Source organism: Pseudomonas sp. GV071 (assembly GCF_003050835.1).
GTDB lineage: Bacteria > Pseudomonadota > Gammaproteobacteria > Pseudomonadales > Pseudomonadaceae > Aquipseudomonas.
Window position 1 is genome coordinate 444247 of record NZ_QAOJ01000001.1, and the last position, 11855, is coordinate 456101.

Annotated in this window: 11 protein-coding genes; 3 read left to right on the plus strand and 8 right to left on the minus strand. The window is 63.0% G+C overall.

The genetic code is table 11. From position 1 onward, the window contains the following. The first annotated feature begins 15 nt into the window (after window positions 1-15). Window positions 16-1587, plus strand: a complete 1572-nt coding sequence (locus tag C8K61_RS01935; protein ID WP_108094482.1) for a gamma-glutamyltransferase family protein — start codon at window positions 16-18, stop codon at window positions 1585-1587. 102 nt (window positions 1588-1689) lie between these two features. Then, window positions 1690-2385, plus strand: coding sequence for a GntR family transcriptional regulator (locus C8K61_RS01940; protein WP_108094483.1), 696 nt, complete (start codon window positions 1690-1692; stop codon window positions 2383-2385). Here the strand turns inward: C8K61_RS01940 and C8K61_RS01945 are convergent. Genes C8K61_RS01945 through C8K61_RS01960 form a run of 4 tightly spaced genes read right to left on the minus strand, consistent with a single transcriptional unit; the run spans window position 2363 to window position 8153 of the window. After that, window positions 2363-3613: an amidohydrolase family protein gene (locus C8K61_RS01945; RefSeq protein WP_108094484.1), complete on the minus strand. Its 1251-nt coding sequence runs from the start codon at window positions 3611-3613 to the stop codon at window positions 2363-2365. The two genes, C8K61_RS01940 and C8K61_RS01945, sit on opposite strands and share 23 nt — an antisense overlap. Then, window positions 3610-6102, minus strand: coding sequence for a branched-chain amino acid ABC transporter ATP-binding protein/permease (locus C8K61_RS01950; RefSeq protein ID WP_108094485.1), 2493 nt, complete (start codon window positions 6100-6102; stop codon window positions 3610-3612). Before C8K61_RS01950 ends, C8K61_RS01945 begins: the two co-directional genes overlap by 4 nt. Next, a complete protein-coding gene (locus tag C8K61_RS01955; RefSeq protein ID WP_108094486.1) occupies window positions 6099-6968 on the minus strand; it encodes a branched-chain amino acid ABC transporter permease in 870 nt (289 codons plus the stop codon). Before C8K61_RS01955 ends, C8K61_RS01950 begins: the two co-directional genes overlap by 4 nt. Before the next feature lie 3 nt (window positions 6969-6971). Further along, a complete protein-coding gene (locus tag C8K61_RS01960; protein ID WP_108094487.1) occupies window positions 6972-8153 on the minus strand; it encodes an ABC transporter substrate-binding protein in 1182 nt (393 codons plus the stop codon). 176 nt (window positions 8154-8329) lie between these two features. Between C8K61_RS01960 and C8K61_RS01965 the strand changes: the two genes are divergently transcribed. After that, window positions 8330-8728 carry a nuclear transport factor 2 family protein gene (locus C8K61_RS01965; RefSeq protein ID WP_108094488.1) on the plus strand — a complete coding sequence of 133 codons (399 nt, stop codon included), beginning with the start codon at window positions 8330-8332 and terminating at the stop codon, window positions 8726-8728. 215 nt (window positions 8729-8943) lie between these two features. Here C8K61_RS01965 and C8K61_RS01970 read toward each other — a convergent pair whose 3' ends face one another. The 4 genes from C8K61_RS01970 to pdeM all read right to left on the minus strand — a co-directional run bounded on the left by C8K61_RS01970 (window position 8944) and on the right by pdeM (window position 11851). Beyond that, complete coding sequence (locus tag C8K61_RS01970) at window positions 8944-9171, minus strand: hypothetical protein (protein WP_108094489.1); 228 nt, start codon at window positions 9169-9171, stop codon at window positions 8944-8946. A gap of 63 nt (window positions 9172-9234) precedes the next feature. After that, the gene (locus C8K61_RS01975) at window positions 9235-10470 is read right to left on the minus strand and encodes a trans-acting enoyl reductase family protein (protein WP_108094490.1); all 1236 of its coding nucleotides are present in this window, start codon (window positions 10468-10470) and stop codon (window positions 9235-9237) included. Window positions 10471-10651: 181 nt separating this feature from the next. After that, a complete protein-coding gene (locus C8K61_RS01980; RefSeq protein WP_108094491.1) occupies window positions 10652-11053 on the minus strand; it encodes a type II toxin-antitoxin system HigA family antitoxin in 402 nt (133 codons plus the stop codon). Between the two features lie 138 nt (window positions 11054-11191). Next, on the minus strand, window positions 11192-11851 hold the full coding sequence (pdeM, locus tag C8K61_RS01985) for a ligase-associated DNA damage response endonuclease PdeM (protein WP_108094492.1): 660 nt from the start codon (window positions 11849-11851) through the stop codon (window positions 11192-11194). Between the last annotated feature and the right edge of the window lie 4 nt (window positions 11852-11855).

Below are 11855 nucleotides of genomic sequence, written 5' to 3' on the forward strand. Positions count from 1 at the left end.
GAGAGCCCTTACGCCATGTACGCCATTTCCTCCCGTGCCGTGATTTGCACGCCCCATGCCGAAGCCAGCGCCGCTGGCATGCGGGTTCTCGAGGCGGGCGGTACGGCTATCGATGGCATGCTCGCGGCCAGCGCCATGCTGGCGGCGGTGTTTCCCCATATGACCGGCCTGGGCGGCGATGCCCTATGGATGATCCATGACCGCACGGTGCGCACCATCGTGGGTATCGGCCAGGCCGGGCAGCGTTTGCCGGAGGGTGGGGAGATCACGGTGCGTGGGCCGGCTTCGGTGGCCAGCACGGCGGGTGCGTTAAGAAGTTGGCAGGTGGCGGCGACCATCAGTCGCCAGCAATGGGGCTCGAAAATGGGCTGGGCGGATCTGTTGGCGGACGCCGCGTTCACCGCCGATGCCGGTGTGCCGGTGTCGCAGTCGCAGCTGTTCTGGCAGACGTTGCGTCTGCCGCTGATTGCCCGCTTGCCGGATCTGCAGCGCTTGAGCACGACCGGGGGGCGCTGGCTGCACGAGGGCGACACACTGCGTCAGCCGGAGCTGGCCAACACCCTGCGCCAGTTGGCTAAAAACGGTGTCGAGGATTTTTATCAGGGTGAACTGGCCCAGGCCTTCGGAGCGGCGTTTGAGAGGCTGGGGTGCGGCCTGACGACTGCCGATCTGGCCGCTACCCGTGCGTTGGAAGTGGCACCGATTTCGGTGCGGTATCGCCATGGCCGGCTGTATAACGTCGCGCCGCCGAGCCAGGGTTTGTACACCTTGCAGGCGATGGCGGCGTTGCAGCACAAGCCACTGGCAGCGGCCGGCAATGGCAGCGCGCTTTACTACCACTACCTGGTGGAGGCGATTAAGCAGGGCCTGCTGCGGCGCAATGCGCAGCTGTGCGATCCATTGAGCACGCCGTGGGATTTTGCCGCCAGCCTCGCTGATGCCCAGGTGCAGGCTTACGCCGATGCCATCGATGACCAGCGTGCCGCGCCCTGGAACGAGCCGGGGCGGCCGGCCGATACGGTGTGGATGGCGGCGACCGATGCCGAGGGTCGCACGGCCTGCCTGATCCAGAGTCTGTTTCATGATTTCGGTTCGGGCTGTGTGCTCGGTGACACCGGCGTGCTGTGGCAGAACCGCGCCGCTGGCTTCAACGCCGACCCCGCGCACGTCAATGCCTGGGCTCCCGGTAAACGTCCGGCGCATACGCTCAATCCGTCCTGCTACCTGGCCGATGATGGCCGCCGCTGGTTTTTCGGAACCCAGGGTGGCGATGGTCAGCCGCAGACGCAGATGGTCTTGGCCACGCAATTGATCGACTTCGCCCAGCCCATCGACAAGGCCCTGGAAACGCCGCGCTTCTTGCTTGGCCGCAGTTTTTTCGACAGCACCGACAACCTCAAGCTCGAGGGCGACATGCCACTGGAGACGGTTGCAGGTCTGGCCAAGCTGGGCCATGAAGTGGAAAGCATCCCGGCGCGCAGCCCGATGACGGGGCATGCCGGGGTGATTGCCATCGACGCGGCAGGCCAGCGTTCGGCGCTGCATGATCCGCGCGGCGAGGGTGTCGCGCTTGGCCAGGCCGATTGAAGTATTTACCGGCTTCGGCCCGCTGGCGGATAATGCCGCCGCTCGCCCGCCAGCCGCAGCCTTGTGCGTTGGCATGAGGCGTTCAGCACAGCAGAAGGAAGCATGGGGTTGAGCACTGTCACCGCTAAACAGCTTGAGGTGGAGCGCATCGTCGACAAGCTGTTCAAAGCTATTGCCCAGCATCGCCTGCCGCCCGGCACGCGATTGATCGAAGCGCAAATCGTTGAAACCCTGCAGGCCAACCGCAACCATGTGCAGGTGGCGTTGCAGCGTCTGGCCATGCAGAAAGTGGTGACCATCGAAGCTAACCGCGGCGCCATGGTGGCGCAGCCGACGGCCAAGGAAGCGCGGGATATTTTCAGCGCCCGGCGCGCCGTGGAGCGGGCGATTGTCGAGGCGATCACGCCGGCGATCATGCGCAAACACCGCCAGCGCATCGCCAGCCACATGAACAGCGAACGCAAGGCCACCAACGACACCGACCGCCGCGCCATTGTCCGCGAGCTCAGCGAGTTTCACCTGCTGCTCGGCGAGATCAGCGGCAACAGTGTGCTCAGCGATATCCTCGCCAACCTGATGGTGCGCAGCTCGTTGATCGTGGCGCTGTATCAGCGCAATGACGTGCCGTCCTGCGCCTCCGATGAACACCAGCAGATCATCACGGCCCTGGAAAACGGCGATAACGAACAAGCTGTGGCGGTGATGCTCGAGCACCTGGATGAGCTGGAAGACCAGTTGGCGCTGGAGCAGGGCGGCGCTGGCGAAGAGTTCAACCTCAAGCAGGCGTTAAGCGACTGACCGTTTGTGGTCTCAGCAACTGGCCGGCCGGTCGGCTGAACGTCTGTCTGCCCCCTTTGAAACCCATCAACGGTGCGCTGATTTCAGCGATCACCGCAGCCGGTGAGTGCGCGTCGAAGACGATGAAATCGGCGCGACAGCCTGGCAGCAGACCGTAATCTTTCAACCGCAACATCCGCGCCGACTCACTGGAAACCCACGCCAGGCATTGGCTCAACTCGGCGACGGTGGCCAGCTGGCTGACGTTGGCGAATAGGTTGGCCTGGCGCACCAGCGACGCATCGCCATAGGGGGTAAACGGGTTGCCGATGTTGTTGGTGGACAGCGAGCAGGTCACCCCGCACGCATGCAGTGGCGCCAGGGGGGCTAGGCCGCGGGGTTTGTTGTGGAAGCGATCACGGGCGGTGAGAAACAGGTCGGTGCTGGGCAGGCAGGTGACCTGCACGCCAACCTTGGCCAGGTGCCGACCCAGCGCCATCAGCTGGGCTTCCGGCAGGGCCGACAGTTTGGTGACATGGCCAATGGTCACGCGACCGCCCCAGCCGTGTTGCTCGGTGCAACGCGCCACCTCGTGAACCGTCATGCCCTCGGGGTTGAGGTCAAAGTCCAGGTGTAAGTCGAGGTCGCAGTCGTAGCGCACGGCCAGTTCGAACAGGCGCTGAATGTGGCCGTGGGGGTCGCTGTCCATGTACGGGCAGCCACCGAGCACGGTCGCGCCGTTTTCCAGGGCGTGGCACAGCAGGGCTTCGGTGCCGGGATTGTCCAGCAGGCCTTCCTGGGGAAACACGCAGATTTCCAAGGTGATCGCCCAGGCGTAATCGGCCTGCAAACGGCGCACGGCATCGAAGCCGATCAGGCCGATTTGCGGGTCTAGCTCGACATGGGTGCGCATGTACGTGGTGCCTTGCACGATGGCCTTTTCCAGCACCTGGGCGCCGCGCTGGTACACGTCTTCCTCGGTGAAGGTGGCCTTTGCCGCGCGGGTCTGGGCGATGGCTTCGCTCAGCGTGCCTTCGTGCAAGTGGCAGCGTTGCAGGATGCAGGCCTTGTCCAGGTGGATATGGGTTTCGATCAGTCCGGGCAGCAGCAGTTGGCCCTGCAGGTCGAGGGTTTGCCAGGCACTTGTGGTCGGGCTGAAGGCGGCGACGAAGTAGCCATTCTCGACATACAGCTCGTGGTTGCCGCTGCCATCACCGAGGCGCGCATTGATGATTTTCAGAGTGCTCATGCGCTGACCGCTTCGCCCAGGTAGGCCGCCGCCAGTTCCTGGTCATCGCGCAGTTCGGCGGCGCTGGCGGCTTTGACGATGCGCCCGGTTTCCAGCACGTAGGCGCGGTCGGCCACTTGCAGCGCCAGGTTGGCCATCTGGTCGACCAAGAGGATGGTCACGCCCTCATCGCGCAGGGCGGCGAGGGCGTCGTACAGCTCACCGATCATGGCGGGCGACAGGCCGAGCGAGGGTTCATCGAGCAGCAAAATCTTCGGTTTGGCCATCAAGCCGCGGCCCACCGCGACCATCTGCTGTTCGCCACCGGACAGCAGCCCGGCCGGGTTGTCGATGCGGTCACGCAGGCGCGGGAAGCGGGTAAGGATCGCCTCGATCTCGGCGTCGCTATCCACTGCATCGCGGCGCGAATAAGCGCCGAGCAGCAGGTTGTCTCGCACGCTCAAATACGGGAACACCTGCCGGCCTTCCGGCACCAGGGCAAGACCGCGGGCGGCGATGGTGCTGGCGCTGGCCAGCTCGATATTTTCATCGTCGAGCAAAATGCTGCCGCCGCTGGCGCGGTGCAAGCCGGCCAGGCATTGCAGGATGCTGGATTTGCCCGCGCCATTGGCGCCAAGAATCGCTACCAGCTCGCCGGGGTTGACCACGATATTGACCTGGTTGACCACCGGCGAGGCGCCGTAATCGATCACCAGGTCTTTGACGTACAGACGCGCATCGCGGCTGCCGTCCCAACGTTGTTCGCGCGGCGTGGCCTGGTACTCGGTACCGCCCAGATAGGCAGCGATCACTTGAGGGTTCTGGCGGATTTCAGCCGGTGGGCCGCTGGCGATGGGCTTGCCGGCATCCAGTACCAGCAGGTGTTCGGACACCGACATCACCAGGCTCATGTCGTGCTCGACCAGAATCACCGTCAGGCCAAAGGCGGCCAGTTTGCGCAGCAGCACGGCCAGCGTATCGGTGTCCTGGCGGCTGAGGCCGGCGGCCGGTTCGTCGAGCAATATCACCGCAGGCGCAGTGGCCAGGGCCCGGGCGATTTCCACCAGGCGGCGGTCGACGTGGGGCAGCTCATCGGCGGTGATATTCACTTCGCCGCGGTAGCCGACCAGGGCCAGAAGGTCCAGCGCGAGGTGGCGTTGTTCCGTGCTGGAAAGGCTGAACGGCAGCCCCAGGCGGCCTTTCTGCATGGCCACCAGCAGGTTGTCGAGCACCGTCATTTCGCCGAACAGCAGGGTGGTTTGATAGGTGCGAGCGATGCCGGCACGGGCGCTTTTCCAGGCAGGCAGGCCGGCCAGCGGTTGCTGCAGTTCGATCTGCCCGCTGTCGGGCGCATAGAAGCCGCTGATCATGTTCAGCACAGTGGTTTTACCCGCGCCGTTGGGGCCGATGATGCTGGTGATGCTGCCGGCCGCCGCATGCAGGTTCACTTTCTGCGCCGCTTGCACGCCGCCGAAGCGGATGCCGATGTCGGTTACCCGCAAGCCACAAGGCTCGCCACGGCTGCGTAAATGCGCGGCAATCCGGGATTCATCAGCCAGGGCGGGCGGCAGCAAGCGCGTGGGTTTCAGCCAGCGCGCGGCAATGGCGCCGAGCAGGCCGTTGGGGGCGATCCACAGCACCACCAGCAACAGCGCGGAAAAGATCAGCAAACGGTATTCGGCGAAGTCCGACAGCAGCTCCGGCACCAACACGATCAGCAAGGCGCCGATCAATGGCCCGAACAGCATGCCGCTGCCGCCGACGATCACCGCCAGAACAAACAGAATCGACTGCGAAAACGGGAAGGACTCCGGGTTGATAAACATCAGCAGCGGCGCCAACAGGCCGCCGGCCAGGCCGGTCAAGCCAGCCGACAAGGCAAAGGCCAGGGTTTTGCTGATTACCGGGTTGAAGCCCAGGGAGCGCGCGGCGATTTCCGAGGCTTTTACCGCGCGCATGGCCATGCCCCAGCTGCTGCGGCTCAGGCGCTGATAGAACAGCAGGGCGCCGATCATCAGGGCGGCGGCCAGCAAAGCCAGCAGCATCGACGGATCGAGGCCGGCAAATTCCGGCATCGGAATGCCCATCAAACCGTTGGAGCCGCCGGTGACGTCGCGCCATTCGATCAGGCTGTGGTGCACCACAAAGGCAAACGCGATGGTAATCATCGCCAGGTACGGGCCGCTGACCCGCAGCGCCGGAATCGCCAGCAGTGCGCCGATCAAACCGCTGGCCAAACCCGCGATGGGCAAGGCCAGCCACAGTGGCCAGCCGGCTAGAGTGAGCAGCGCCGACACGTAGGCGCCGATGGCGTAGAACGCGATATGGCCGAAGGAAATCTGCCCACTCAGGCCAATCAGAATATTCAGGCCGACACCGACGACCGCCGCCAGCGCGCAGAGGGTGAAAACCAGCAGGGAATAGCTGTCCAGGGTAAAGGCCAGGGCTACGCAGGTGGCCGCGAGCAGGGCGATAAACACCGGTGCAGCGAGGGTTCTGACTGTACTCATACTTTCACCAGTGCCTGGCTGCCGAACAGACCGTTAGGGCGCGTGGCCAGCGCCAGAATGACCAGCGCGAAGGTAAATATCTGGGTAAAGGCCGAGCCGAAATAGAGGGTGACAAAGGCTTCGGTCAGACCGAACAACAAGCCGGCGGCAAACACCCCGCCAGCGCTGGTGATGCCACCGAGAATGGCCACGGCAAAGGCCTTCAAACCGAACAACATGCCCATCTCGGCGCTGACGCTGAACAGCGGTGCGATCAGCAAACCGGCCACCGCGGCAAACACCGTCGATAGCGCAAAGGCAATCGCCACCACTCGGTTGACGTTGATGCCCATCAGCATCGCCGCTTTGGGGTTCTGCACGCAGGCTTCCAGCACTTTGCCCAGGCGGGTGTAGCGGCGTACCAGAAACAGCACCAGGGCAATCGCCGCGCCGGCCAGGGGAATTAGCAACTGCTGGGCGCCGACGTTGCTGCCAAACAGCTCGACGTTGAGGTGCACCAGGCTGCTGTCGAACTGCCGGGGTTCCTTGCCGAAGGTAAACAGCGCGAGGTTGTCCACCAGAATGCCGGCCGCCACCGTCGCCATCAGCCAGGCTTGCGAGCCGCGGCTGTGGAACGGCCGCACCAGGCAACGTTCGATCACCAGGCCGTACAGAGCGCAGAGACTCAGCGTCGCCGGCAGGGCCAGCCACAGCGGCCAGTTCCAGGTGATGCAGAAGGTGTAACCCAGCACCGCGCCGACCATCATTGCGCTGCCTTGGGCAAAGTTGACGGTGCGCGAAACCACGTAGGTGAGGTGAAACCCCAACGCCAGTAACGCGTACATGCTGCCCAGGCCAAGGCCGGAAATAATGGCGGCGGTGAACATGGTTTACTCCTTGGCCGCGAGCGGAACGATCTGGTCGTTGACGAAGTGGGTGAACAGATAATCCTCTGGGCCCAGGGCGTCATGCTTGCTGGCGGTGAACGGCTGCTGGTAATGCTTGATCAGGCCGTCGTAATCGCCAATGGCGTAGAAGCCGTCGCGTACCGCTTTGCCGTCGGTGCTTCCGGCTTTTTCGATGGCCAGGGCGGCGAGGTGCAGGGCGTCATAGGCGTTGGCGATGCCGACGGCCGGGGTCACGTCCGCCAGGGTTTTGATCTGCGGATAAGCGGCTTTCAACGCGGCCAGTAGGGCATCGCCCTTGGCGCTGTTGTGCTCGGTGAACACGTAGGTCTGGATAAAGTGCACGCGCGAGGCATTTGGCCCGGCCAGTTCACCAAAACGACCACCCGCCGGGCCCCAGTGCGACACCACCGGCACATCCCAGCCCATGCGATCCAGGGATTTCACCACCTGCGCCGAGGGGCCGACGTTGCCGACCATCAGCAGAGTATCGGCGCCGGCGTTTTTCAGGCGGGTGAGTTGTGGCACCACGTCGAGGTCGCTGTCTTGAATGCGCTCGACCCCGGCGTTGGCCATGCCACGTTTTTCCAGGGCACGCTTGAAGCCGGCCTCGTTGGACTCACCCCAGGGGTTGTTGATCAGGATCATCCCGGGCTTCTTCATGCCCTTGTCGACGCCGTATTTCACCAGCGCTTCGTCCACCAGCTCATCGACGGCGGAAACGCGGAACACATAGTTATCGGCCGCACCGTTCTCGGTGATTTTGGTGCCGGCGGCCCAGATGCCCATGAACGGCACTTTCATCTGGTTGGCCAGCGGCACGATGGCCAGCGACACCGGCGTGTCGAGGCCGCCAAACAGCACCGTGACTTTCTCGCGCTGCACCAGTTCGCGGGCGGCGAGCATGCCTTTGGATGGATTGCTTTCATCGTCGCGGCGTACCAACTCCAGCTGCCGGCCGAGTACGCCACCGTTGGCGTTGACCTCGTTGATCGCCATGGTCAGACCGCGGGTCAGGGCTTCACCGGACTTGGCCGACTGACCGGAAAGGGCAGCGACCAGGCCGACTTTGATCGGTGGCTCGGCAGCGTGGGCGGTGAGGCTAAAAGAGACTGCTGCCGCCAGGGGCAGTAGCAAGCGTTGCAGCGTGGGAAATCGAGCGGCCATCGTTATTCTCCTGATTGCTAGCATTTGCATATTTATTGCTAGCAAGTAGGATGCCAGTCACGGAGGGCCTTTAAACCGGGCTGTGTACCAAATGTTCTCGCTGTTTTTGCGCAAAAGTGAGGCGGCTTGCACCATGCAGAGGCGTTCTCGGTTTTCTTGAGTCAGGAGTTTTAGCCATGTCAGAAATCAATGAAGCGGTACAGATTGTTAGCAATTTCCTTGAGGCTTCGATGGCGCCGGATCCAGTTCGCGCCGCGACTTTTATGAGTGACACAGTAAAAATCACCTTCACCGGTGGCCGCGCCATGCCCAACCCGCAAGCGATCACCGCCTTCAACGGCGCCCGCTACGCCTGGGTGAAAAAAGCCCTGGGCAACTTCGACTGGATGGACCGCGGCGACCACACCGTGGTGTATTCCAACGGCACCCTGTACGGCGAATGGCCGGACGGCCGCAGCTTCTCCGGCAACCGCTACCTGGACCGCTTCGAAGTACGCGACGGCAAGATCACCCATATGGATGTGTGGAATGACAGCGCGGAGTGGATGTTGGAGCCGGGGGTGGCGAAAGAGTGAGGTGCGGGTTGAGCGATGGTGCAGGCCGCTGGGTTTCCAGGAATCGAGGCTGACCCGGCCGTAAGGTGGAACGGCATCATTAGCTCAAACACCCGTCGTCCCAGCGCAGGCTGGGAGCCAGAATTCCTGCTCGGTCGAATTTATTTGTTCAGTTCAGCATTCTGGGTCCCAGCCTGCGCTGGGATGACATGGGTAAGATGTCCAAGTTAAACCGTTTACCTCCCTTTATTCGTCCAGGTCTGGACAGCTGCAGCCACTTCTTCCTCGGTAGCAAAGTCACCTCGGTCAGCTTCGACCATGGCTTTCTGGAGCTCGGCGACCTGCCAGAGCTTGCGGTCTTGGTTTTCGTGTGAAGGTTCCTGCCCCGATGGGTCAGGCCCTCCATTGCGTTCAAACAGCAACGCTGTAGGCGTTTCATTCTCTTCAGGAATACGTGACGACATGCTGGACCTCCTGGCACAGGGAGTTTATAGATTTCACTGTATTGAGCTCCTCACCAACGGCACTCACACCACCTCAAACCCCAACCCCGCATGCCGCGTCAGGCGTTCGATATAACGCTGATCAAACAAGGTCGCCGGGGTCCAGAAACCGCCGCCTTTGCCACCTTCCTGCGGATGATCCAGCGCCAGGCTGATCGCCGCCTGCCCGAGCATTTTGCTGGTTGAGCCGTAACCCGGGTCGCGGTCGCCGGTGACTTTCACATTCAGCACCTGGCCTGTCGCCGAGCGCCCTAAAAAGCGCAGGTCATAACGCCCGGCGCGCTGCGCTTCGGGGCTCGGCCCTTCGCCCGGTTTGGGCAGCAGAAAACGTTCGAGCAGTTTGCGGATCGGCGCGATCATCACGCCGAGCATGAAAAAGCCCAGGCCGAACACGAAGGCGAACGCCATCAGGCGGCCTTTGAAACCGGGCCCGGTGAGGGTCGCTTCGTTGTAGGTGAACGTATTGCCATAGGCATTGCCTGACAGCGCGTTGGAGCGGTGCACCACGCGCTCGTTGATGGCCGCCATCAGAAACGGCCCGGTCCACACGCCGAAGTCACTGTCGTACTCGACGCCACGCACCGCATGTTGGCGAGCGGTGAAGCCGTGGCCGGGCGGGCAGATGGAGTAGGGGTTCATCAGCTCTTTGCGCAGCGCCGGGTCCGCGGCGGCTTCCTGGGCGACGTTGATGATGCTGGCGATGGTGCCGCCCGACGCGCCGCCTTTGAGGGTTTTCACCCGCATTTTCACTTGCGTGGCGGGCGCGCCCCATTGCTGCTGCGCCTGTTGCTGAAGGAAATACACGCCCATGTCGGAGGGCACCGAGTCGAACCCGCAGCAATGCACAATGCGCGCGCCGGATTGCTTGGCGGCGGTTTCGTACTTGTCCTGCATGCGTTTGATCCACTGCACCTCGCCGGTGAGGTCGCAATAGTCGGTGCCGGTCTCGGCGCAGACTTTTACCAACGGCTCGCCATACAGCGCATAGGGGCCGACGGTGGACACCACCACCCGGGTTTGTCCGCACAGCGCCTGCAACTGCGCTTCGTTGGCAGCGTCGGCAATGATCGTCGGCAGGTTCTCGCCCTGCGGGCCGAGGGCGCGTTTGAGCTCATCAAGCTTGCTGGCCGAACGGCCGGCAATAGCCCAGCGCAACGCCGGCGCTTCGCCGGGCAGGTACTCGGCCAGGTAGCGGGTAAGGATCTGGCCAACAAAGCTGCTGGCACCGAAAACGACGAGGTCATAGGCTGGCGCGGTCATGCGAATTCTCTTTCTGGCAAAGTCTTCCAGTGGCTGCCGACACGGTCACCCGGCCGACTCCGTACTGCGCGACTTACCTTAGCCGAGTCTCCCAACCAACGCCGTTAGCCGAAGGGTTTGAAACCATCGCAAGCTGTTTCAAACCAAGGCGCAGAGCTGGCTTGGTGACTACTGGAGTCGACTAAAAGAAGACGTCCACCGGCACATTGAACCGCTTGGAAAGCGCGCGGATATGGCGAACGTTCAATTGACGTCTACCGCCGAGTATTTCCGAAACCACGGACTGGGTACCGATTTCTGGCAGGTCGCTCTGGGCCAATTGGTGCTCTTGCATCAGATAGCGCAGCGCTTCTGCACCGCTGACCTTTGGCATTGGTCGAACAGATTCGTCGTAGGCCTCAAGCAGGCTGCCGATACTGCTTGCCAGGCTGGCCAAGGGGCGGTCTTCGTCATCGCCAACCATGGCCAGCAATTCGTCGAGCGCAGCCACCAGCACATCGTATTCGGCTTCATTGGTGGGCTTGGTGAGCAGCGGGGCGACGTAGCGCCAGTGCTCACTGGCCTGTTTGATCAGTGCGGACATGGTTATTCCTCCAGCTTGCCTTGGTGGCATCCGCGACCTTTATCCCACAGCCCTCCGTTATTGCCTTGAAGGCTGTTTCCGGTAAAGCGTTGTTCGCCTTCTCGCATGAGATGGAAAGTCCATGTTCCCCGCAGGCTCCTACACCGCCCAAATCCCCCCATCACCGACCACATAAACCCGCTCCCCAGGTTCTACCTGCACCGTCATCGCCCCGGTAAAACTGCCGAAGGAGGGCAGTAGGCTGCGCTGGTGGCCGAGGACAAAACACGGTAGGCGCAGGCTTTGTCGGCCGCGGCCGTACAGGCGGTAGGCGGGGTGGAGGTGGCCGGCGAGTACGTGGTGGCTGGGGTGTGGGTGGGGTTCGTGTTGCAGGGCGTAGGGGCCGAGCAGCAGGGGTTCGCTGAGCACCTCGATGTTCAGTGTTTCGGGAGGGTCGCCAGCGCGGCGGTCGTGGTTGCCGCGGATCAGGGTGATGGGCAGCGCGGGGTGGGTGCGGCGCCAGGTGTCGAGGGCTTCAAGGGTCGCGGGTGTTTTTGCGGCGGCGGCATGCAGGAAGTCGCCGAGGAAGATCAGGCGTTGGCACGGGAAGCGCTGTAGCAGCTGGTCGAGGCGTTGCAGGTTGCTGGCGGTGGTGCCGTGGGGCACGGGTTGGCCGAGTTGGCGGTAGGTGGCGGCTTTGCCGATGTGGATGTCGGCGATAAGTAGCGCCTGCTGCGCTGGCCACCAGATGGCTTTGTCGGCCAGCAACCAGAGTTCTTCGCCGGCCACTTGCACGGGGATATGGGTGGGGTGGGCCATACGT